Genomic DNA, 21,188 nt, shown 5'->3' on the forward strand with positions numbered 1-21,188 from the left:
AGTAGCGTGTATTACTTTTTGGCTGCGGGTTTCGCGGTGCGTTTAGGGGTACCGGCGGTTTTGCTGCGCGTCGATTTGCGTTTTTTCTTCCACGGCGCGGCAGCCTTGCCGGCGGGTGGCGGGCCGCTGATGGTCAGGCTCAGGGCAGAGCATCGGGTTACTTGTTTGCTCATCCACGCCGCTTGCTTGGTGACGAATTCTTCCAGGCTCATCTCACCGCTTTGCACCATGTCCAGTGCCTGCTCCCAGATTGCTGTAGTGCCGGGGTCGGCAATTGCACGGGGTACGGCGTCGATCAGACTGAACGCGGCGGGTGTCGCGGCGAGGGCCTTGCCGTTTTTCACCAGATAACCGCGATCCAGCAAGCCCTGAATGATCGACGCGCGGGTGGCCTCGGTGCCGATACCGGTGGTGTCCTTGAGTTTCTGCTTGAGCAGCGGGTCTTCCACCAGCTTGGCGACGTTTTTCATCGCTTTGATCAGATCGCCTTCGGTATAGGGTTTGGGCGGTTGCGTCCACAGATCCTTGAACTTCACATCTGCGACCGCGCACTCGACGCCCTGAGACAATGCCGGCAAGGTTTGCGGTGCTGGTGCTTCACGGCCCTTGGCCGGTGCCAATGCCTCGGGTAATGCGCGTTTCCAGCCCGGTTCGATGATTTGCTTGCCGACTGCGCGCAGCGCTTCTGCGGCGCAATCAAAATCGGCCTGGGTGCGATCGTATTCATGGTTGGGCAGAAACTGCGCCAGATAGCGGGCGCGGATCAACGTGTAGACCGCACGGTGCTTGCCGCTCAGGCGTTCAAGGTTCTTTGCCGCTGCGGTGGGGATTATGCCGTGGTGCGCGCTGACCTTGGCGTCGTTCCACGCCCGGGATTTTCGCTGAGGTTCGAGAAAACCCTGCAGCGCGTCGAGGCTCGGGTCGGCCTGACGCAACGCCGCGAGAATCCCCGGCGCCTCACTGTGCTGACTCAGCGGCAAGAAACCGCAATCGCTGCGCGGATAGGTGATGACTTTGTAGGTTTCGTAGAGCGCCTGGGCGATGTCGAGGGTTTCCTGCGCACCGAGGCCGAGTTTCTTCGAACAGACTTCCTGCAAGGTGCCGAGGTCGAAGGGCAGGGGCGCCACTTCACGCATACGCTCGGTGCGCAGTTTCACCACTCGCGCACTGGCGGCGCTTCTCATCGCGACGGCGGCTTGCTGCGCCAGCGCCTGATTCAGGCAACGATCCTGATCGTCACAAACATCCGAGGATGCCCGCCACTGCGCGGTAAACGGCGTGCCGTTGTGCAGCAACTCCACGTCGATCGCCCAAAACGGCACCGGCACGAAATCGGCGATGCTGCGATCACGGTCCACCACCAGTCGCAATGTCGGCGTCTGTACCCGACCGACCGGCAATACACCCTGATAACCTGACTGACGACCGAGCAGGGTGAACAGACGACTCATGTTCATGCCGATCAGCCAGTCCGCCCGCGAGCGACCCAATGCCGAGTGATACAGGCTGAACGTCTCTGCACCCGGTTTTAACGAGGCCAAAGCCTTGCGGATCGACGCCTCGTCCAATGCCGACAGCCACAAGCGGCGGATCGGCCCCCGATAGCGGCAGTGCTCGACCAGTTCCCGGGCGATCATCTCGCCCTCACGGTCGGCGTCGGTGGCGATGATCAGTTCGCTGGCCTCGCCGAGCAGGCGTTTCACAGCTTTGTACTGGCTGGCGGTGCGCGGTTTGACGGTCATTTTCCACTTGTCCGGAATGATCGGCAGATCCGCCAGCACCCAGCGCTTGTAGCGCGCGTCGTAGGCGTCCGGCGGAGCGGTTTCCAGCAGATGGCCGATGCACCAGGTCACCGTGACGTCCGTTCCCAGCCAGCAGCCGTCGCCCCGACGCTTGGCGCCGAGCACAGCCGCAATGTCTTTGGCCTGGGAAGGTTTTTCACAGAGGTACAGCCGCATAACCACCATCGTCGATCAAGGTCCGAACAGGCGCACAGAATGGCCGGACTTGGCGCCAGGGGCAACTTTTATCTGTATGGATATACAGATAAAAAGCATTGCCGCAAATGACGGGCAATTCGGGGACGCTGCCAGGAACTATCGAGAAATTGATTAGCGCGGCGGTTGCAGGTCATGTCAGGTTCAACGCGACACCTGACCACTGAACAAGGACGTGCACCATGGCTCAAGCCACATCCAAAACCAGCAGCGCCTACGATGAAGTCAATACATTCAGCCACTTGTATGACCGTGGCGAAGGACTGGTCAATGGCAAGCCCTCATACACTGCCGATCAGGCCGCTGACGAAATCCTGCGCAAGGGCCTGTCGTGGGGCGATAAAAATGCCGACGGCAAGATCAGCCTCAGTTACACCTTCCTCACCGACCAACCGGCGAACTACAACCCGAAACTCGGCAACTTCAGCGAATTCAGCGCCCAGCAAAAGGCTCAAGCCGTGCTGGCCATGCAATCCTGGGCCGACGTCGCCAACGTCACCTTCACCGAAGGCAAGGGTGGCGACGGTCATATGACGTTTGGCAACTACGACGTCAGCACCGGCGGCGCGGCGTTCGCCTACTTGCCGAGCGGCGGCAGTTATGACGGCCAGTCGTGGTACTTGATCAACGATCAATACCAGGTCAACAAAACCCCGGACACCAATAACTACGGGCGTCAGACCCTGACCCATGAGATCGGCCACACCCTCGGCCTGTCGCACCCTGGCGCCTACAACGCCGGCAATGGCAACCCGACCTACGCTGACGCCAAGTACGCCGAAGACACCCGTGGCTATAGCCTGATGAGCTACTGGAGCGAGGCCAATACCGACCAGAACTTCAGCAAGGACGGCAGCGGCGCCTATGCCTCGGCGCCGTTGCTGGACGATATCGTTGCCGTACAGAAACTGTATGGCGCCAACTGCGAGACACGCGCCGATAACACCACGTACGGTTTCAGTTCCAACGCCGGACGCGATTTCTACAGCGCCACTTCGGCGTCGTCGAAACTGGTGTTCTCGGTGTGGGACGGTGGCGGCGATGACACGTTGAATTTCTCTGGCTTCACCCAGAACCAGAAAATCAACCTCAATGAAGGTTCGTTCTCTGACGTCGGTGGTCTGGTCGGTAACGTGTCGATTGCTTACGGCGTAACCGTGGAAAACGCAGTGGGTGGTTCGGGCAACGACCTGCTGATCGGCAACGGAGCGGTCAATTATCTGTTGGGCGGCGCGGGCAACGACATCCTCTACGGTGGCGGCGGTGCCGATGTGCTGCGGGGCGGCGAGGGTGCGGACACTTTCGTGTTTGGCGCGGCCAGCGATTCGACCAATAACCAGCCGGACTGGATCATGGATTTCAAGAGTGGCCTGGACAAGATCGACCTGTCGGGCATTGCCGGGTTTGCGAATGGCGCTGCTTCGCTGAATTTCGTCAACGGTTTCACCGGGCATGCGGGGGACGCGATTTTGACTTACTACGCGCAGAGCGATCAGACCACGCTGTTGGTTGACCTGACGGGGCAGGGCGAGATTGATTTTGCCGTAGGTGTGGTGGGGCAGGCGTTGGCGACCGATATTGTTGCGTGATGCCTGAAAAGCGGCCCTCACCCTGATGGTGTGCGGGCCGTTGGCCGTTCGGCTGTGAACCTTCCATGACCGTAACACATGGGCTATACCTGAAGCGGTCTCTTTGCCGTATTCAGGAGAAACCCATGAAAACTCCCGGCCCCACTCCCGTCATTGCCCTCGAACAACTCATCGGTTGCCTGGTGGTGAAATTCCACGGCATCCAGGTCGCCGCGTCCTCCCACGTGATGGTCCTCAATGAGGCCAACTACCCGCCGGTGTACTACATCCCCCGCGAAGACATCGACGAAAAGTATTTCGCCCGCACCGATCACACCAGTTACTGCCCGTACAAGGGCGACGCCAATTACTTCAGCTTGCAGGTGCCGGGGCATGAGGGGGCGAATGCGGTGTGGACTTACGAAAATCCGAAAATATCGGTTGATCAGATCAAAAACTATGTCGCGTTCTATCCGGATCAAGTGAAGTTCGAGGTGATCAAAGCGGATGCCTGAATCAAGTAACGGTGGCGACAGCGTTAAGTCTCTCGCCACCGCTTGTCTCAGTTCTTATCGAGATCGATATTCTTTGTCTCACGCAAACAGATCATCCCCACCACCAGGCTCACCCCGGTAATCAGCACCGGATACCACAGCCCATAAAAAATATCCCCGGTGTACACCACCAGCGCGAACGACACGGTTGGCAGGAAACCGCCAAACCAGCCGTTGCCGATGTGGTACGGCAAGGACATTGAGGTGTAGCGGATGCGGGTCGGGAACAGCTCAACCATCAGCGCCGCCAGCGGCCCGTAGCACATGGCCGAGATGATGATCAGCGCGACAATCAGGGCGACGATCATTGGCTTGTTGATCTGCTGCATATCCGCCTGTTGCGGGTAGCCGGCGAGGGTGATTGCGCCGCGCAACGCCGCTTCGTCGAAGCCGTCGAGTTTCATGTCGCCAACGCTGACTTGCACCGCGCTGCCGGCCGGCGCGGCGGCGCTGGAGTAGGGCAGGCCTTGCTTGACCAGGAAGGTTTTGACCTTGTCGCACGGGCTATCGAATTTGGCTTTGCCCACTGGGTCGAACTGGAAGGTGCAGGTCGCCGGATCGGCTAGCACGGTGATCGGCGCCTGACGGCTGGCCTGATCGATGGCCGGGTTGGCGTAATGGGCGAGGGATTTGAAGATCGGGAAGTACAGCGCCGTCGCCAGCAGCAGGCCGAGCATCAGTATCGGTTTGCGCCCGACCTTGTCCGACAGCCAGCCAAAAAAGATGAAAAACGGTGCGCCGATGACCACGCTGATGATCAGCAAGGTGTTGGCCACCGCCGGGTCCATTTTCAGGAACTGGGTGAGGAAGAACAGCACGTAAAACTGCGCTGCGTAGAACGTCACCGCTTGCCCGGCGTTGATGCTGAACAGGGCTATCAGCACCACTTTGAGGTTTTCCCACTTGCCGAAGGATTCGCGGATCGGCGCCTTGGAGGTTTTGCCTTCCTCTTTCATCTTCAGATACGCCGGCGACTCGTGCAGGCTCAGGCGAATCCAGGTGGAAATGCCCAGCAGCACAATCGACAGCAGGAAGGGAATGCGCCAGCCCCACACTTCAAACTGATCGCCAGTGAAGTAGCGGCAACCGAGCACTACCAGCAGCGACAGCAGCAGGCCGAGGGTGGCGGTGGATTGAATCCAGCTAGTGTGGAAACCGCGTTTGCCGATTGGCGCGTGCTCCGCCACGTAAGTTGCGGCGCCGCCGTATTCACCGCCGAGCGCCAGGCCCTGGAGCATGCGCAGCACCACCAGAATGATGGGGGCGGCGATGCCGATGCTGGCGTAGGTAGGCAGCAGGCCGACGCAGAAGGTTGCGACGCCCATCAGGATGATGGTCGCGAGGAAGGTGTATTTACGCCCGATCATGTCCCCCAACCGGCCGAACACCAGCGCCCCGAACGGCCGCACGATAAACCCGGCGGCAAACGCCATCAGCGCAAAGATGAACGCCGTGGTGTCGTTGACCCCGGCGAAGAACTGCTTGCTGATTACCGCCGCGAGGGCGCCGTAGAGGAAGAAGTCATACCACTCGAACACCGTCCCCAAGGAGGAGGCGAAGATGACTTTGCGTGTATCCGGGCTGGTGTCCGTGCTGCGCACGGCGTCCAGCGGCTGAACGTGTTCCGACATATCGGTATCCCTCACAGTGATTGTTTTTGTTGTTCCACTGGTGTTGCGTGTCCGGGTGATGCGCGATGCCTTGAATCTGGTGCAAGTCCCCTGTGGGAGCCAGCCTGCTGGCGATGGCGGTGCATCAGCCATAGAGATGTTGGATGTCAGTCCGTCATCGCCAGCAGGCTAGCTCCTACAGGGGGTGGGTTTACGGTTGGAGAAAGGATCAGCTGTGCCGCCTTCTCGGCAATCATCAGCGTAGGCGAACAGGTATTACCCGAGGTAATGCGCGGCATGATCGATGCGTCGGCAATGCGCAACCCGGGTACACCATGTACGCGCAGTTGCGCATCGACCACCGCATCACCGTCATTACCCATGCGGCACGTACCGACCGGATGGAAAATCGTTGTGCCGATTCTGGCCGCCGCTTCGTGCAGTTGTTCTTCGCTTTGCAGGCTATCCCAGGGCAGATACTCGACCGGTTTGAACGCTTGCAGGGCCGGGGCGCTGACGATGCGTCGGGTCAGGCGGATCGCATCGGCGGCCACGCGCAGGTCTTCGGGATGGCTGAGGTAATTGGGTTGAATCAGCGGCGCTTCCTGGGGATTTGCGGAACGGATTTCGATGCGGCCACGGCTCTGCGGACGCAGGTCACAGACCGACGCGGTGAAGGCCGGGAAGCTGTGCAACGGTTCGCCGAAACGCTCCAGCGACAATGGCTGCACGTGGTATTCAAGATTCGCCGACGTCTGCTCCGGCCCGGATCGGGCGAACGCCCCCAACTGACTCGGCGCCATCGACAACGGCCCGCTGCGGTCATACAGATAACGCAGGCCCATACCCATCTTGCCCCACACACTGCCGGCGATCTGGTTGAGGGTACGGGCGTTTTCCAGTTTGTAGATCAGGCGCAGTTGCAGGTGATCCTGCAGGTTGCCGCCGACACCCGGCAGCTCATGAATCACGCCGATGCCGAGGCGTTCCAGCAGCGGACGCGGGCCAATCCCGGAACGCTGCAGAATGCTCGGCGAACCCACGGAGCCGGCGCACAACACGATCTCTTTGCGCGCCTTGAAGCTTTTCACCTGGCCTTCATGACGGGCGCTGACCTTCGATGCGCGACCGTCCTCCAGCAGCACGCGGTCAACTTCGACCCCGGTCAGCACCGTCAGATTGGCCCGGGCGCGCACCGGTTTGAGAAAGGCTTTTGCCGCATTCCAGCGCACGCCGGCCTTCTGGTTGACCTGAAAGTAGCCGCAGCCTTCGTTGTCGCCCTGATTGAAGTCATCGATGCTGGCGATGCCGCTCTGCTCGGCGGCGCTGCGAAACGCATCGAGAATCGGCCACGACAGCCGCTGTTGCTCGACCCGCCATTCGCCTTTGGCACCGTGAAAATCAGCGGCGCCGGCAAAATGGTTTTCGCTTTGTTTGAACAGCGGCAGCACGTCATCCCAGGCCCAGCCCGGATTGCCCTCGGCTGCCCAGCCGTCATAGTCGCCGGCCTGGCCGCGCATGTAGATCATGCCGTTGATGGAGGAACAGCCACCGAGCACTTTGCCGCGCGGATAACTCAGGCTGCGGCCTTGCAAACCGGGTTGCGCTTCGGTCTTGAAGCACCAGTCGGTACGCGGGTTGCCGATGCAAAACAGGTAACCGACGGGGATGTGAATCCACGCATAGTTGTCGCGTCCGCCCGCTTCGAGCAACAGCACGCGCTGCTGCGGATCGGCCGACAGTCGATTGGCCAGCAAGCACCCGGCAGGGCCGGCGCCGACCACGATGTAGTCGTATTCATCAAGGGAAGTCTGCATTCCCTGACCTCGCTTTTTGTTTTTATTGTCGGACACTCTAGTTGTTAGCTTTCGTCAAAAGAATGTTAGTTTTTGCGCAGCCGCTGTGCGTTTTTAAACAGTCCTGAATGACGATAGCTGACAAGGACACCCCATGTTCGACTGGAACGATCTGCGGTTCTTTCTGGAGTTGCAACGCAGTGGCCGCCTGCTCACCGCCGCCCGCCGCTTGAACACCACCCACGCCACCGTCGCCCGCCACATCGAGGCCATCGAAAAAAGCCTCGGCACCGCGCTGTTCGTCCAGCACGCCCAAGGCTACGAAATGACCCCGGCGGGGGAGGCGCTGCTCAAGCACGCCGAAGCCATGGAAAACGTCGCCCTGCTGGCCCAGGAGGAAATCACTCAATCCACTGCGCCACTGGGCAAAATCCGTGTCGGCGTCACTGAAGGCCTCGGCATCAAGTTTCTCGCCAGCCGCATGATCGCTCTGTTCGAGCGCTACCCCGGTCTGGAAGTGGAATTGGTCGCGGTGCCGCGCTTCGTCAGCATCCTTAACCGCGAGGCAGAAATCAGCATTCATCTGGAGCGTCCGGCGGCGGACATGCTCGTTACCCGCAAACTGACGGACTACCGTTTGGCCCTCTATGCCAGCCAGCGTTACCTCGACAACGCGCCACCGTTGCGCAGCCGGGAAGACCTCGGGCGGCATGCATGGATCGGATACGTCGATGATCTGCTGTTCAGTCAGGAGTTGATGTTCCTCAACAGCTTTTGCCGCAGTCCTCGGGTGGTGTTCCATAGCACCAGCGTCATCGCCCAGCAGGAAGCCGCTCGCTCGGGATTGGGCATTGCCGTGTTGCCGTGCTACATGGCGGCCTCTGAGCCGGATCTGGTGCCCTTGCTGCCGGACGAAAGCATCGAGCGCAGTTACTGGATCAGCACCCGGCGCGAGTTGCACAAGTCGGTGCGGCTGCGGGTGGTCTGGGATTATGTAGTGGGGTTGTGCGAGGCGGAGCAGGGGTTGTTGCTCAATTCCTGAGATCTTCTGATCTTTCAGGTTGATTAATATATGGATATCCGTATATTCGGCAGTCCATATGTACGGTGCGCCCTGATGATCACGCCCCCCGAACTCTTCAAAAGCCTCGCCGACGAGACCCGTGTCCGCGCTACGCTGCTGATCGCCGCTCAAGGCGAACTCTGCGTTTGCGAGCTTATGTGTGCCCTCAATGACAGCCAGCCGAAGATCAGCCGCCACCTCGCGCAACTGCGCAGCAACGGGCTGCTGCTTGATCGTCGGCAGGGCCAGTGGGTCTATTACCGGCTCAACCCGGATCTGCCCGATTGGGTTCATCAAATCCTGCAAGTGACGTCGAAGGCTAACGCCGACTGGCTCAAGGACAACGCCTCGCGCTTGCTAAACATGGATGATCGCCCCGTCCGCGAAGCAGCGTGCTGCTGAATTATTAACGTCCGCAGGAGCCCCCCATGCGAGTTCTGTTCATGTGCACGGCCAACAGTTGCCGGAGCATTCTTTCCGAAGCCATGTTCAATCACCTGGCGCGCCCGGGTTTCGAAGCGCTGAGTTCTGGCAGTTTCCCTAAAGGCCAGGTGCTGCCACGCAGTCTTGCCACGCTGCAACAGGCCGGTATTTCCATCGATGGCCTGTACAGCAAAGGCAATGACGCCTTCGAGGACAACCCGCCGGATATCGTCATCACCGTCTGCGACAAGGCCGCCGGTGAAAGCTGCCCGGTGTACTTCGGTCCGGCGCTGAAAGCCCATTGGGGCCTGGAAGATCCCTCCGATGTGACCGGTGACGAGGCCGCAGTGGATGCGGCGTTCAGTGCCACGCTGGCGATCATCGAGCGGCGCTGTTCGACCTTCCTCGGCCTGCCTTTTACAACGCTCAGCCGCGCAGAACTGCAGCGTGAGCTGGATCGAATCGGCTCCCTGTAAGCCGGAGGATATATGTCAGAACATCTGCCCAACCTTGATCCAACCCTGTTCGAAGGCTTTAAAGCCACGATTTCGGGCGAACACAAACCGCGCATCCTGTTGCTCTACGGCTCGACCCGCGAACGCTCTTTCAGCCGTTTGCTGGTAGAGGAAGCCGCGCGCTTGCTCGAACACTTCGGCGCCGAGACGCGCATCTTCAACCCGTCCGGTTTGCCATTGCCCGACGACGTCCCCGTCGACCATCCGAAAGTGCAGGAACTGCGCGAACTGGTGCTGTGGTCGGAAGGTCAGGTCTGGTGTTCGCCAGAACGTCATGGCGCCATGTCGGCGGTGTTCAAGGCACAGATCGACTGGATTCCGCTGGAGCTTGGCGCCGTTCGCCCGACCCAGGGCAAAACCCTGGCGGTGATGCAGGTGTGCGGTGGATCGCAGTCGTTCAACGTCGTCAATCAACTAAGCGTGTTGGGCCGCTGGATGCGCATGTTCACCATCCCCAACCAGTCCTCGGTGCCCAAGGCTTACATGGAGTTCGACGAGGCAGGGCGGATGAAACCGTCGCCGTTCTATGACCGCGTCGTCGACGTGATGGAAGAATTGGTGAAGTTCACCGTGCTGCTGCGCGACCGCCAGGATTTTCTGGTTGATCGGTATTCGGAGCGCAAAGAAACGGCCGAACAATTGATGGCGCGGGTCAATCAGCGCTCGATCTGAACCCGCCGACTTTTAGGGGTGTCTGCGTTCAGGCGGACAGCATTTGCGGCGACACCACCCAGACGCTGCAGGGCATTTTGTACAGCAGGTGTTCCACCGTGCTGCCGACCAACCGGCCGAGGCCGCGATGGCCGACACGGCCCATGACGATCACGTCGATGTCATAGGCATCGGCATAGCTGCACAGCACTTTGGCCGGATCGCCCATGATCATGTGTTGGCGCTCCGGCGGGATGCCGTTGCGTTCGGCCAGTGCGCGGAACGCGGTGGCTTGTGCATCGAACAGTGCTTTGGCGTTGCCCTGCGTGAAAAACGTCGAGGCATTGTCGAATCCGAACTCATCGGCGCTGATCGATGACAGGTCATAGGCATAGATCACTTCCAGTTCGGCGTCGCTGAGGCTTGCCAGTTTGACGGCCTCACGCAGAATCCGGTCGTTGAAGTCTTCGTACCGGGCGTCACGATGAAACGGATCCACAGCGGCAACCATTCGCCGAGGCCGGGCATTGTGCACATGGCTGACGAAATGCAGGGGGACCGGGCATTCGCGCAGCAGGTGCAGATCGAGTGGCGTGAACATCAGCCGGGACATGAATGAGGCGGGCTCCAGATCCTTGATCAGCAGGGCCATCGGCTGCTCTTTGAGGTGAATCAGGATCTCGCGCAAGGGGTGCTCGATCCAGACCACCTCGGTCGTCACCGTGACGCCAAGATGACGCAAGGGTCTGGCCTGATCTTCCAGCCACTGGCGGTGACGCTCGACATAGCCGATACGCATCTGTTCCAGCGCCTGTTCGTTAACCAGTCCGGCGGTTGCCAGACCTTCCAGATAATCGAACGCCACAATGTGCAGCGCCGCCCCCGAGGCCTTGGCCAGTGCGCCAGCCCGTTCGAATGCGGGGCTGTCTTTCATCAGGGGTGGGGCCACCAGCATGAAACGTGCTTGCTCGGACATGACAAAACTCCCGTGGGTAACGGCATGGACGCTTGTGCGCAATGGCGGCAGAGGCGTTGAGTCATCCTGCTCCGTGCCGGGTCGCACGCCTTGATCTTTGTCAATGGCAGGGGGCAGCGACGCTGACGCCCGACGCGCGGTAATCGCGCAAGCGATCCCGCAATGGTTGATCGTGATCAACCTTGTGTCGGTTAAGTCGGCGCAGTCTCCAATAGGTGCTGCACTCACTGGAACCACCCGCGCAGGAACATCGCTCATGGCCATGATGAAAGCGGCGATTTTCGTCGAAAAGGATCGCATCGTGCTGGATGACAAGCCGATCCCCGAAGTAGGCCCGTTGGACGCGCTGGTGCGCATCACCACCACCACGATCTGCGGCACTGACGTCCACATCCTGCGCGGCGAGTATCCGGTGGCCAAAGGCTTGACCGTGGGTCATGAGCCGGTGGGTGTCATCGAAAAACTCGGCTCGCAAGTGCGCGGCTTTGTCGAAGGTCAGCGGGTGATTGCCGGGGCCATTACCCCCAGCGGCCAGAGTTACGCCTGCCTGTGCGGCTGCGGCTCACAGGACGGGCCGGACACCCGGCACGGCTTTCGCGCCACCGGCGGCTGGAAGTTCGGCAACATCATTGATGGTTGTCAGGCGGAGTATGTGTTGGTGCCGGATGCGCTAGCCAACCTGTGTCCGATCCCCGACGGGCTGAGTGATGAACAGGTGCTGATGTGCCCGGACATCATGTCCACCGGGTTCTCCGGCGCAGAGCGCGGCGAGGTCAGTATCGGCGACACCGTTGCAGTGTTTGCGCTGGGGCCGATCGGGCTCTGCGCAGTGGCCGGTGCGCGGCTCAAGGGTGCAAGCGTCATCATCGGTGTCGACGCGGTGGCCGAGCGTATGACGGTGGCGCGGCAGTTGGGCGCGACCCATGTGGTCAATTTCAAGGACGGTGACGTGGTCGAGCAAATCATGGTGCTAACCGACGGGCGCGGGGTGGATGTGTCCATCGAAGCCTTGGGCACCCAAGGCACGTTCGAGTCCGCATTACGGGTGTTACGCCCGGGCGGGCGGTTGTCGAGCCTTGGGGTTTACGCTTCGGATCTGCGCATTCCCTACGATGCTTTTGCAGCGGGTTTGGGCGATTACAGCATCGTCAGCACCCTGTGCCCCGGCGGCAAGGAACGCATGCGCCGGTTGATGGCGGTGGTGCAAAGCGGTGGCGTCGATCTGTCACCGCTGGTGACCCACCATTTCAAACTGGACGATATCGAGGCGGCGTATGAGTTGTTCGGCCATCAGCGCGATGGCGTGATGAAGGTCGCGATTACACCGTGATCAGACGCGCCCCGTGCCGTTGGCCGGGGCGGGTTGCGTTGCGTTGCGGTACTACAGAGAGAGGCGATGGATGACCTGGTGGCTATCGTCGGGATCACTGTGGGTTTCAAAGCCCAAGGCTTTGGCCAATTCGCGCATGCCCGTGTTGCTGGCCGAATCCACGGAGTACAGGCGGCTGAAGTTGTTCTGTCGGGCGGCCTTGATCAGGTGCTCCATCAGCAAGGTTGCCAGGCCCAGATGCGCCCATTCATCGGCGACCGTCACCGCGAATTCGCATTCTTTTTCGGCCGTGGCGGCATAGCGGCTGATACCGATCTCGATCAATTCGCCGTTCTCGTGAACCAGCGCGATAAAGGCCGCGCGTTGCTTCTGGTCGATGTCCATTAACTGATCGAGCAACGCCGTGCCCGGCTCGCTGATCTGTGCCAGAAAACGCATGTGGCGGGACTCGGGGGACAAGCGCTTGATAAACGCGTATTCGCGTTCGCGATCCTTTTCGGCCAGCGGCCGGATCAGCACGTGTCGGCCGTCCTTGAGCGATTCGATCCAGTATTGGCCGTGGTGCGTGGCATACACAGCCGCGGCCCGATCATTGTGGTCTTTGACAGTGAGCATGATGTGACCTCCAGCGTGGAAAAGATCAACGCGCGGTGCATTGCGCTGATCTCTTTGTACGCCGTTGGTGATGCGGGCATCTGATCTGGATCAGATCGGCGACTGAGTCGGCCGACAGCCGACGATCAGTTGTTTGAGGCCTCTCATGTCGAGGATTTTCACGTTACGTCCCGAGATGTCCACCAAACCCTGATCCCGCAGATGGCCGATGCCACGGCAGATGGTTTCCAGGCGCAGCCCCAGGTAGGAGCCGATTTCTTCGCGGCGCATCTTCAGCACGAAATCTCTGGAGGAATATCCGCGCATGTTGAAGCGTTGCGAGAGATTCACCAAAAATGCCGCCAGGCGTTCATCCGAGCTCATGTTGCCGAGCAACATCAGCATGTCGTGATCGCGCACGATCTCCCGACTCAGCAGTTTGTTGAGGTTGTGCTGCAATGACGGCAAGGTCTGGGCCAGCTTCTCCAGTTGGGCGAAATGGATGGGGCAGACTTCACTGTCCTCCAGGGCAAATGCACTGCACACGTGCTCATCGCGACTGATCGCGTCGAGGCCAAGCATCTCGCCGGGTATATGAAAACCGGTGACTTGCTCCCGGCCGTCGACGGATAAAGCACTGGTCTTGAACGAACCGGTGCGCACCGCATAGAGCGAGCGCAACGGATCGCCTGCGCGATACAGCGCCGCGCCTTTCTTGATCCTGGAACGCTGCACGATCAGCGTATCCAGGCGTTCGACTTCCTTTCCGGTCAGGCCAATCGGCAGGCACAGTTCCACAACGCTGCAACTCGAGCACGCAGTCTTGAGGTATTGAATGTTCAGAGGACGAGTTTCAGGCATTAGCGAGGACGCCTTGGAAGGTTCACCAAGCATAGGTGTGTGGGCTGGTCGCATGCCGTTGATTTGCCCGATTGCCCGCTCAAGTGACGAACGGGCAGGCCGGCCAATCAGAATCGGCCAGGATTGCGCTGCGTACTCAGCCCTGTGGTAGCTCGCGGGTGATACGTTGTGCTGCGGGGCGCGATTGTGCGCCAGGCATCGACAACGTCGCCCGCAACCCACCCTCAGCCCGATTGACCAACGTAATCCGCCCACCCAGCCGCGTCGCGATGGTGTTGACGATAGTCAGCCCCAATCCCGCGCCCTGGGCATTGCCGCGACTGTAGAACCTTTCGAACAGCCGCTCTCGATCTTCCTCATCAATGCCCGGCCCCTGATCCTCGACACTCAAATGGCAGAAACCGTCGGCCTGAGTCAGCCTCACGGTGATCACGCCGTGTTCCGGGGAGAAGTTGGCGGCGTTGGTGATCAGGTTGTTCAGGGCAATGTCGATGGCGGCGCTGCTGGCCATGACGTGGAGCGGTTCGGCGCTGTCTTCGAAGGCCAGCTCCAGCTGTTTGCTCAGCAACCACGGTGTCAGTTGCACCAGGCTGTTGCGCACGGTTTCGCTGAGGTCGATGCGTTGCAGTGGCGGCGGGTTGGGTTTGGGTTCCAGGCGCGCCATGGTCAGTAACTGATTGACCAGACGGCTGGTGCGGTCGACGCCGACGATCAGAAATTCCAGGGATTCGCGGCGCTCTTGTTCGGTGCCGGCCTCCAGCAGGTTTTGCGCATGCACCCGCAGCACCGCCAGCGGCGTGCGCATTTCGTGGGCGGCGTCGGCGATGAAGCGGCGTTCGCGGCCGAGCACTTCCTGGATCTGTGCGAGCATGCGGTTGAGCGCGGCCTGCATCGGTTCCAGTTCGCTGGGCAGCGGTGTCAGTTGCAGCGGTTCCAGCGAGCCGCTATGGCGGGCGCGCAGGGTCGCGGCCATGTCCGCCAGCGGCTTGAGGCCCCAACCGATGGCCAGCCAGATCATGGCCGCGAGGATCAGGCTACCGATCACGTTTGGCCATAAAGTGTGACGCACGATGCGGTCGACCAGATCTGAGCGCACGTCGTCGCGTTCGCCGACCCAGATACGCAGGCTGTTCTGCTTGTCCTCCAGCATGAACGCCCGCCATTGCCGACCCTTCAAATCCCGCACATCGCTGAAACCCGGTTGGGTCGGCGGTGCGGTGAAGGAGGGCGCGCTGGCGGTATGCACCAGCACCTCACCCTTGGGATCCCACACCTGAAAAGCGATTTTGCTTTCGTACGGATGACCATCGACCCGGGGCTTGGCTTCGCCCAAGGCCTGATTGAACGCCTGATACAACTGCGCGTGCTCGGTACTGTCCATTGGCATGCGCATCACGCCTTGCAGCAACCGGGCGTTTTGCGCCAGTTGCGCGTCGTAGACTTCGGCGATTTCGTGGTTGCTGTCATGCACATTGAACGTGCTGAGCACCGCCAGACCGGCCAGCAACAGACCGATGATCAGCGTCAGCGTACGACGGCGGATCGAGGTCATCGACGCTCCTCCACCAGATAGCCCACGCCGCGAATGGTGCGGATCAGGTCGGTGGAGAATTTCTTGCGCAGGTGATGGATGTGGACTTCCAGGGTGTTGCTTTCCGCCTCTTCATTCCAGCCGTAGAGCAACTGAATCAGTTGATCGCGGGTCATCACCCGGCCCGGCGGCGAGAGCAATTCGTGCAGCAACTGATATTCCTTGGGCGTCAGCGCCACGGGTTGGCCCTGATAGCTGACCTGCTGGGTGCCAGGGTTGAGGCTGATGCCAGCGTGTTCGATCAGCGCCTGGGCGCGCCCGGCGCTGCGTCGCAACAAGGCACGCAACCGCGCCTTGAGTTCGGCCAGATCGAACGGTTTGACCAGATAATCATCGGCCCCGGCGTCGAGCCCGGCGATGCGATCCTCAGTAGCATCGCGGGCAGTGAGAATCAGCACCGGCAAATTCGAGCCGCTGTCGCGCAGACGGCGCAGCACTTCGAGGCCGTCCATGCGCGGCAGGCCAAGATCGAGCACCGCCACGTCGAAGGTTTCACTGAGCAGCGCATGCAACGCGCTGCTGCCGTCCTTGAGCCAATCGACGGTGTAACCCTCACGCCCCAGCGCCTGATGAATGCCTTCACCGAGCGCCACGTCATCCTCAATCAGTAATAAACGCACGCGGACTCCTGTCAGTCGAGTTTCTTGTTGACGTCCACCAGCAGGGCGGCGATCTCTTTGCGACGCCCGGCGTCGGCGCTTTCCCGGCCCGGACGCGGCGCGGCTTGCAGGGCTTTTTGCAACGCCCCTTTCGCTTCAGCGTAGCGTTTTTCACGGTAGAGGTGATCGCCCCAGAAGTACAGGCTATCGATGCCGTTGGGATTGAGTTGCAGCGCCTGCTTGAGCAGTTGCTCAGCCTTGTCGCTGTCGCCGAAACCGATCGGCCAGCCCGGCACGCGGTCATACAGCGCGGCGAGGCTGGTGTAGGCCGAACCTTGCAAGGCCTTTGGGTCGAGGGTCAGGGATTTTTCCAGATCAGCCTTGGCGTCCTTGGCTTTGCTCAAGGCACCGAGCCCACCTTCGGCACCGGCCCAACTGCTGGTGACGATGCCTTTCCAGATCCAGGCTTCGGCCACGGCCGGGCGTTGCGTGGTGAACGCCGTGGCTTCGCTGGACAGTTGCTCGAAAGCGGCGGCGCGCTGTTTCTCGGCCACTTCGTATTGAATGTGCGCCCAGCTCTGCTGGATGCCGGTGAGGCGTTGCTGATCGGCGGAGTCCAGCGCCCAGACGCTTTGACTCAGGGCGGCCAACAACAGGCATGCGGAAAGTTTTTTCATGGCTTGAGGGTCTCGTTTTCAGGTTTTTCACTGAGGCGGCGGATCAGCGGCAACTGCTTGCGCAGACCCCGATCAACCAGATGCGGCAGCAGGTTGTTGAGGCGCACGAAGAAACGTTCCGGCCAGCCCAGATACAGGTCGCGACGGTCTCCGGCAATCGCGTGAAACACCGCTGCGGCGACGGTTTGCGGATCATCGACGTTGGCTTTGAGCGCATCGTTCAAGGCTTGCGCTGCCGCGCTGTTCATCGACGTGCGGGTGGCGCGTGGCGCGACGTACAGCACGCTGACCCGGGTGTCGGCCAACTCCCGGCGCAGCGCTTCGGAAAACCCGCGCAGGGCAAACTTGGTCGCGCAATAACTGGCGTAACCGGGGTAGCCGATCGAGCCATAGGTCGAGCCAACGTTGACCACCATCGCGCTGTCGGCCTGCTTGAGCATTGGCAGCAACAGCTTGGTCAGGCAGATCGGCGCGCTGATGTTCACCGCCAGCATTGCGTTGATGTCGTTGTCGTCGAGCTGCTCAAGCATGGCGAAGTGATTGACTCCGGCCGCGTTGATCAGCAGGTTGATGCCGCCGATGGCTTCGGCGGCGGCCAGCACTTTGCGTCGGTCGCTGAGGTAGGTCAGGTCGGCGGCGACCCAGCACAGGTTTTGCGGATAACGCTCCAGCAGCGGCAGCAGCGCTTCCTGATGTCGGGCCACGGCCAGCACCCGCGCGCCGGCGGCGCACAAGGCATTGGCGATGGCCATGCCGATGCCGCCACTGGCACCGGTCAACACAACACGTGCTTCACGCAGCTGCATATTGAGCCTCCGTGTTGCGCGGCAAGCCACGGAACATGTCGGTGTACAGGCGATAGACGACTTTCGACGCGTGAATCACCGCCGCCTGATCTTCTGGATCTTCCAGTTGGTTCATCAGTCGGCGGTAAGTCTGCATGTGCTCGATGTCCAGCGAACCGTGGGAGCTCAAGTAACTGAACGCCGTTTCCGGCAACGCCAGACGCTCGCGAATACTGCCCGCCGCGTGGGTGGCCAAGGCAATGCTGGTGCCTTCAAGCACATTGACCATGCCGAACAGACCCACCGGATTGCCCCGGGCGATCAGGTCGTAGAGGAAGCTGACCATCAACTCGATCGACAGCGACGGCTGCCCATCGCGCACGGCATCGCGATCACCGCCACACGCGGCAATGTCGTTGAGCACCCACTGTTCATGGCCGTATTCATCCTCGATGTACTCGCAGACGGCTTTGCGTAACCACTCAAGACGTGTCGGCAGTCGAGCACCGCACGCCATCATCAACGGCACGGTGTGGCGCACGTGGTAATAGGCCTGGGCGAGAAATGCCCGATAGCTCTCAAGGCTGACCTTGCCCTGCAGGGCATCAAGGATGATCGGCAGGTTGAACAACTCGTGGCGCTCCTGCTGTGTGGCTTCTTGCAGGGTGTCGAAAAAATTCATGATGTGGATTCCTCGCAGACGGCAGATTCGGTCAGTTGGTCGTGGTAATGCGCGACGATGACTTCGCGGCGCGGGCGGCCATTGGCGGTGAGCAGGCCATTGGCGGCGCTGAAGGGTTGGGGTAGACGTGTCCAGCGATGCACCTGGGCGTAATCGGGCAAGGCTTCGTTGGCTTCGGCGACGGCGGCGGCCAGCTCTGCATCGCTGCATTCGGCGCGGTGCGGCCATAGCAGTGCATGGTTGTGCGGCATCGCCTCGCCATAAACAAACGCCTGGGCGATGTGGCGGCGCTGGGTCAGCTCCGACTCGACCCATTCCGGGTTGACGTTGCGCCCGAAACTGGTGACGAACTGATGCTTCTTGCGGCCCTTGAGGTAGAGAAAACCTTCCGGATCGAACTCGCCCAGATCGCCACTCGGCCACCATTCTTCGGCATGCGGCGCGTCGCCCAGATACCCCAGCAGCGGCGAGCCCTTGATCAGCACTTCGCCATCCTCGGCCAGACGCACTTCAACATGCGGCAAGGGCCGGCCAACGCTTCCCGGACGTTGCGCACCGGGGCGATTAAGGCAGACCACTGAAGCGCATTCGGACAAACCATACCCTTCAAAAACCGGCAGGCCGACCCGTTGTGCGCGGTGCAGCAAATCTTCGGAAACCCGTGCGCCGCCGACAGCGGCAAAGCGCAGTTTTTGGGGGGCGAAGGCTTTCTGTTCGGCGGCGCTGACCAGCAACAGCAACAACTGCGGCACCAGAATCAGACTCTCCGGCGCACGGCTAGCCAGATAGCCCAGCAAGCGCGGCACATCGACGCCGCTGGCGCCCTGAATCCCGAGGGTTTTCTGGCTCGGCAGGCTCAACATCGCACCGGCATACAGCGCCGCATAACAGCCGAGGTTTTCCAGCAGAATCGCCAGCGGCAGCAGGGCCAGATGATGCTCAGGATTGGTGGGTTCGCTCGCCTGATGCAGCTCACGCGCCACCCGCAACAAACTGTCGGCGCTCAGACACACGCCTTTGGGTGTGCCGGTGGTGCCGGAGGTAAACGTCAGTTTGGCGGTGCCGGCGGGCATGCGGCTCGGGCCGCTGAACGAGCGGCACCAGAACTCGCCGCTTTTCTCGTAACCGCCCGCGAGCAATTCGGCTGCCAGTTCCGGCTCGGCAATCACCCGTTCGGCCTGGCTCTGTTCCAGACAATGGGCACGTTGCGCCGGGCTGAAGAAGGGCGGCAGCGTCACACAGGTCAGGCCTTCGAACAGCACGGCCAAATCCCAGAGCATCGCGTCGACGCCGTTATCCAGCGCCAGTGCAATCACTTGCACGTTTTCATCGCGCAATCGCTCCTGGCGATACATCACCTCGGCGTACAGGGTCGTGTAATCGATTTTCAGCGTATCGCCCCACAGGGCAACCGCACCGTCATTGCGCCCGGCATGGCTGCGCAGGGTTTCCTGGAAGCGTTGCAGTTCAAGCGACATGGAAAGCTCCTTCAATCGAGGTCGGCAGCCCCAAGCGTGTGAACAGGCCGATATTGCGCAAATGGATGAACCCGGCGCGGATGTTGCCGACGTGAACCCAAGGTTTGCTTTCGTAATAACTGCCCCAATGTTGACGCTCGTCACCCAGTCGCTCCGGGTTCGCGGCGCACAATGTCACTGGCTTCAAACCGAGGCGATGGAAGCTGTTGACCAGCCCGATGTTGCCGGTGAAGGTCACCCATTCCAGACCGCCCATGGCCAGCAAGTAAGTGATGGCGATGATGCTCAGGCGCGCACTGCCGGTGTCGCTGGCGGCGAGGTTGCCGACCTCGACGATGCCGTTGCGCGTCACCGGGCGATCCGCCGCCGCGCTGATCAACGGTTCGATCGGCTCATCCAGATAGCGCTCAAGAAACAGCGGCTCCAGATGCGCGCGGCGCACACCGGCCACAGCACTCAGCACACCGTCGGCGTTGTGCATGCCGAACAGCTCGGGCATGAAGTGGCGGATATCGGCGCCGTGAGCCTTGCGAAAACGCTGCTGAATGAACGCTTCGAACGCCGTTCGTTGTGCGTCGTCGGGCAACGCATGGGTCAGCGTCATCTGCGGCGTTTCGGACTGGCCGAAATGCAGGGGCAGGGGGATGTTCCAGTCGAAATCGGGCATGGGCAGAACGCCTCCCTCAAAGATTTGAGCGAAGTATCCGAGCCATTTCTTAACGAAGTCTGAAGGTGAAAAAAGGTTAACCTGCAAGCCGATCTTCAGACTGTCTTAAGACTGGCCGGGCAGGGTGACACCGTCGGTTCGCCCGGCCAAAGGAACGTGACCGTCGACCGCATCGACCGTCACCCACGACAATCACGAGGCGCATCTTTATGACCCGCGACAACGCCGCAACCCGTTATGGAAAACTCTCGATCACGATGCACTGGCTGATGCTGGCGCTGTTCGTCGGCGTCTATGCCTGCGTCGAAATCAAAGGCTACATGCCCAAGGGCAGCGAAGCGCGCGGCCTGCTAATGGGCTTTCACGGCCTGTTCGGCGCGAGCATCTTCGCCTTGGTGTGGCTGCGCCTCATCGGCCGCCTGACCCCGCGCCCACCGATCACCCCCAAACCCCCAGCCTGGCAGACCGGCATCGCGCACCTGACGCACCTGGCCCTCTACGGCCTGATGATCGCCACGCCGATCCTCGCCTGGCTGATGCTCGCCGCCGGCGACAAACCGTTCCCATACTTCGGCTTCCACGTACCGGCGCCGGTCGCCATCGACCCGGACCTCGCCAAACGCCTCAAGTACTGGCACGAACTGATCGGCAGCAGCGGTTATTGGGTGATCGGTTTGCACGCGGCGGCGGGGTTGTTCCACCATTATTGGGTGCGGGATAACACGTTGGTGCGGATGCTGCCGGGGCGCACAGGTTCACGCTGACCCCCTG

The 21,188-nt window shown here is 60.9% G+C and carries 21 protein-coding genes; 8 read left to right on the plus strand and 13 right to left on the minus strand.

Annotated features, from left to right (window positions below):
- Positions 1 to 11: 11 nt before the first annotated feature.
- Positions 12 to 1,958: a DNA topoisomerase III gene (locus tag ACA074_RS11330; protein WP_497617686.1), complete on the minus strand. Its 1,947-nt coding sequence runs from the start codon at positions 1,956 to 1,958 to the stop codon at positions 12 to 14.
- A gap of 221 nt (positions 1,959 to 2,179) precedes the next feature.
- Between ACA074_RS11330 and ACA074_RS11335 the strand changes: the two genes are divergently transcribed.
- The gene (locus ACA074_RS11335) at positions 2,180 to 3,586 is read left to right on the plus strand and encodes a serralysin family metalloprotease (RefSeq protein ID WP_401265502.1); all 1,407 of its coding nucleotides are present in this window, start codon (positions 2,180 to 2,182) and stop codon (positions 3,584 to 3,586) included.
- 125 nt (positions 3,587 to 3,711) lie between these two features.
- Positions 3,712 to 4,080 (plus strand): DUF427 domain-containing protein, encoded by a 369-nt coding sequence (locus ACA074_RS11340; RefSeq protein ID WP_489880041.1) that lies wholly within the window; start codon positions 3,712 to 3,714, stop codon positions 4,078 to 4,080.
- Between the two features lie 47 nt (positions 4,081 to 4,127).
- Here the strand turns inward: ACA074_RS11340 and ACA074_RS11345 are convergent, their stop codons facing one another.
- Both ACA074_RS11345 and ACA074_RS11350 read right to left on the minus strand, forming a co-directional pair.
- Entirely contained in the window at positions 4,128 to 5,750 is a 1,623-nt protein-coding gene (locus tag ACA074_RS11345) for an MFS transporter (protein WP_497679023.1), read from the minus strand.
- Positions 5,751 to 5,896: 146 nt separating this feature from the next.
- A complete protein-coding gene (locus tag ACA074_RS11350; RefSeq protein ID WP_497679024.1) occupies positions 5,897 to 7,546 on the minus strand; it encodes a GMC family oxidoreductase in 1,650 nt (549 codons plus the stop codon).
- Between the two features lie 133 nt (positions 7,547 to 7,679).
- Between ACA074_RS11350 and ACA074_RS11355 the strand changes: the two genes are divergently transcribed.
- The 4 genes from ACA074_RS11355 (at position 7,680) to arsH (ending at position 10,198) form a co-directional block, all read left to right on the plus strand.
- Positions 7,680 to 8,567 carry a LysR family transcriptional regulator gene (locus ACA074_RS11355; protein ID WP_497679025.1) on the plus strand — a complete coding sequence of 296 codons (888 nt, stop codon included), beginning with the start codon at positions 7,680 to 7,682 and terminating at the stop codon, positions 8,565 to 8,567.
- Between the two features lie 75 nt (positions 8,568 to 8,642).
- Complete coding sequence (locus ACA074_RS11360; protein WP_187680267.1) at positions 8,643 to 8,990, plus strand: metalloregulator ArsR/SmtB family transcription factor; 348 nt, start codon at positions 8,643 to 8,645, stop codon at positions 8,988 to 8,990.
- Between the two features lie 26 nt (positions 8,991 to 9,016).
- Positions 9,017 to 9,487, plus strand: a complete 471-nt coding sequence (locus ACA074_RS11365; RefSeq protein ID WP_401265489.1) for an arsenate reductase ArsC — start codon at positions 9,017 to 9,019, stop codon at positions 9,485 to 9,487.
- Between the two features lie 12 nt (positions 9,488 to 9,499).
- Complete coding sequence (arsH, locus tag ACA074_RS11370) at positions 9,500 to 10,198, plus strand: arsenical resistance protein ArsH (protein ID WP_497679026.1); 699 nt, start codon at positions 9,500 to 9,502, stop codon at positions 10,196 to 10,198.
- Between the two features lie 28 nt (positions 10,199 to 10,226).
- On the opposite strand, the gene ACA074_RS11375 is transcribed toward arsH, so the two are convergent.
- The gene (locus ACA074_RS11375; RefSeq protein WP_401265486.1) at positions 10,227 to 11,153 is read right to left on the minus strand and encodes a universal stress protein; all 927 of its coding nucleotides are present in this window, start codon (positions 11,151 to 11,153) and stop codon (positions 10,227 to 10,229) included.
- A 256-nt stretch (positions 11,154 to 11,409) separates the two neighbouring features.
- Between ACA074_RS11375 and ACA074_RS11380 the strand changes: the two genes are divergently transcribed.
- Positions 11,410 to 12,483, plus strand: coding sequence for an NAD(P)-dependent alcohol dehydrogenase (locus ACA074_RS11380; protein WP_497679027.1), 1,074 nt, complete (start codon positions 11,410 to 11,412; stop codon positions 12,481 to 12,483).
- Positions 12,484 to 12,534: 51 nt separating this feature from the next.
- On the opposite strand, the gene ACA074_RS11385 is transcribed toward ACA074_RS11380, so the two are convergent.
- The 9 genes from ACA074_RS11385 to ACA074_RS11425 all read right to left on the minus strand — a co-directional run bounded on the left by ACA074_RS11385 (position 12,535) and on the right by ACA074_RS11425 (position 20,417).
- On the minus strand, positions 12,535 to 13,098 hold the full coding sequence (locus tag ACA074_RS11385) for a GNAT family N-acetyltransferase (protein ID WP_497617693.1): 564 nt from the start codon (positions 13,096 to 13,098) through the stop codon (positions 12,535 to 12,537).
- 90 nt (positions 13,099 to 13,188) lie between these two features.
- Positions 13,189 to 13,938, minus strand: a complete 750-nt coding sequence (gene fnr / locus ACA074_RS11390; RefSeq protein WP_497679028.1) for a fumarate/nitrate reduction transcriptional regulator Fnr — start codon at positions 13,936 to 13,938, stop codon at positions 13,189 to 13,191.
- A 136-nt stretch (positions 13,939 to 14,074) separates the two neighbouring features.
- The gene (locus ACA074_RS11395; RefSeq protein WP_497679029.1) at positions 14,075 to 15,490 is read right to left on the minus strand and encodes an ATP-binding protein; all 1,416 of its coding nucleotides are present in this window, start codon (positions 15,488 to 15,490) and stop codon (positions 14,075 to 14,077) included.
- Positions 15,487 to 16,149: a response regulator gene (locus tag ACA074_RS11400; protein WP_047295015.1), complete on the minus strand. Its 663-nt coding sequence runs from the start codon at positions 16,147 to 16,149 to the stop codon at positions 15,487 to 15,489. Before ACA074_RS11400 ends, ACA074_RS11395 begins: the two co-directional genes overlap by 4 nt.
- 11 nt (positions 16,150 to 16,160) lie before the next feature.
- Positions 16,161 to 16,805: a tetratricopeptide repeat protein gene (locus ACA074_RS11405; protein WP_187680276.1), complete on the minus strand. Its 645-nt coding sequence runs from the start codon at positions 16,803 to 16,805 to the stop codon at positions 16,161 to 16,163.
- A complete protein-coding gene (locus ACA074_RS11410) occupies positions 16,802 to 17,611 on the minus strand; it encodes an SDR family oxidoreductase (protein WP_497679030.1) in 810 nt (269 codons plus the stop codon). Before ACA074_RS11410 ends, ACA074_RS11405 begins: the two co-directional genes overlap by 4 nt.
- Entirely contained in the window at positions 17,598 to 18,272 is a 675-nt protein-coding gene (locus ACA074_RS11415) for an iron-containing redox enzyme family protein (RefSeq protein WP_497679031.1), read from the minus strand. Before ACA074_RS11415 ends, ACA074_RS11410 begins: the two co-directional genes overlap by 14 nt.
- The gene (locus ACA074_RS11420) at positions 18,269 to 19,750 is read right to left on the minus strand and encodes an AMP-binding protein (RefSeq protein WP_497679032.1); all 1,482 of its coding nucleotides are present in this window, start codon (positions 19,748 to 19,750) and stop codon (positions 18,269 to 18,271) included. Before ACA074_RS11420 ends, ACA074_RS11415 begins: the two co-directional genes overlap by 4 nt.
- Positions 19,740 to 20,417 carry a thermostable hemolysin gene (locus ACA074_RS11425; RefSeq protein ID WP_401265471.1) on the minus strand — a complete coding sequence of 226 codons (678 nt, stop codon included), beginning with the start codon at positions 20,415 to 20,417 and terminating at the stop codon, positions 19,740 to 19,742. The genes ACA074_RS11420 and ACA074_RS11425 overlap by 11 nt, the downstream gene beginning before the upstream one ends.
- Positions 20,418 to 20,626: 209 nt before the next feature.
- Here ACA074_RS11425 and ACA074_RS11430 point away from each other — a divergent pair, with 209 nt between their 5' ends.
- Positions 20,627 to 21,181, plus strand: coding sequence for a cytochrome b (locus tag ACA074_RS11430; RefSeq protein ID WP_187680281.1), 555 nt, complete (start codon positions 20,627 to 20,629; stop codon positions 21,179 to 21,181).
- Positions 21,182 to 21,188 lie beyond the last annotated feature (7 nt).

Source organism: Pseudomonas sp. LBUM1655, from assembly GCF_059716085.1.

Excerpts from the sequence above, each read along its gene's own strand:
- ACA074_RS11330 (WP_497617686.1), bottom strand. The coding sequence starts at position 1,958 with ATGCGGCTGTACCTCTGTGAAAAACCTTCCCAGGCCAAAGACATTGCG.
- ACA074_RS11335 (WP_401265502.1), top strand. The coding sequence starts at position 2,180 with ATGGCTCAAGCCACATCCAAAACCAGCAGCGCCTACGATGAAGTCAAT.
- ACA074_RS11340 (WP_489880041.1), top strand. The coding sequence starts at position 3,712 with ATGAAAACTCCCGGCCCCACTCCCGTCATTGCCCTCGAACAACTCATC.
- ACA074_RS11345 (WP_497679023.1), bottom strand. The coding sequence starts at position 5,750 with ATGTCGGAACACGTTCAGCCGCTGGACGCCGTGCGCAGCACGGACACC.
- ACA074_RS11350 (WP_497679024.1), bottom strand. The coding sequence starts at position 7,546 with ATGCAGACTTCCCTTGATGAATACGACTACATCGTGGTCGGCGCCGGC.
- ACA074_RS11355 (WP_497679025.1), top strand. The coding sequence starts at position 7,680 with ATGTTCGACTGGAACGATCTGCGGTTCTTTCTGGAGTTGCAACGCAGT.
- ACA074_RS11360 (WP_187680267.1), top strand. The coding sequence starts at position 8,643 with ATGATCACGCCCCCCGAACTCTTCAAAAGCCTCGCCGACGAGACCCGT.
- ACA074_RS11365 (WP_401265489.1), top strand. The coding sequence starts at position 9,017 with ATGCGAGTTCTGTTCATGTGCACGGCCAACAGTTGCCGGAGCATTCTT.
- arsH (WP_497679026.1), top strand. The coding sequence starts at position 9,500 with ATGTCAGAACATCTGCCCAACCTTGATCCAACCCTGTTCGAAGGCTTT.
- ACA074_RS11375 (WP_401265486.1), bottom strand. The coding sequence starts at position 11,153 with ATGTCCGAGCAAGCACGTTTCATGCTGGTGGCCCCACCCCTGATGAAA.
- ACA074_RS11380 (WP_497679027.1), top strand. The coding sequence starts at position 11,410 with ATGGCCATGATGAAAGCGGCGATTTTCGTCGAAAAGGATCGCATCGTG.
- ACA074_RS11385 (WP_497617693.1), bottom strand. The coding sequence starts at position 13,098 with ATGCTCACTGTCAAAGACCACAATGATCGGGCCGCGGCTGTGTATGCC.
- fnr (WP_497679028.1), bottom strand. The coding sequence starts at position 13,938 with ATGCCTGAAACTCGTCCTCTGAACATTCAATACCTCAAGACTGCGTGC.
- ACA074_RS11395 (WP_497679029.1), bottom strand. The coding sequence starts at position 15,490 with ATGACCTCGATCCGCCGTCGTACGCTGACGCTGATCATCGGTCTGTTG.
- ACA074_RS11405 (WP_187680276.1), bottom strand. The coding sequence starts at position 16,805 with ATGAAAAAACTTTCCGCATGCCTGTTGTTGGCCGCCCTGAGTCAAAGC.
- ACA074_RS11410 (WP_497679030.1), bottom strand. The coding sequence starts at position 17,611 with ATGCAGCTGCGTGAAGCACGTGTTGTGTTGACCGGTGCCAGTGGCGGC.
- ACA074_RS11415 (WP_497679031.1), bottom strand. The coding sequence starts at position 18,272 with ATGAATTTTTTCGACACCCTGCAAGAAGCCACACAGCAGGAGCGCCAC.
- ACA074_RS11420 (WP_497679032.1), bottom strand. The coding sequence starts at position 19,750 with ATGTCGCTTGAACTGCAACGCTTCCAGGAAACCCTGCGCAGCCATGCC.
- ACA074_RS11425 (WP_401265471.1), bottom strand. The coding sequence starts at position 20,417 with ATGCCCGATTTCGACTGGAACATCCCCCTGCCCCTGCATTTCGGCCAG.
- ACA074_RS11430 (WP_187680281.1), top strand. The coding sequence starts at position 20,627 with ATGACCCGCGACAACGCCGCAACCCGTTATGGAAAACTCTCGATCACG.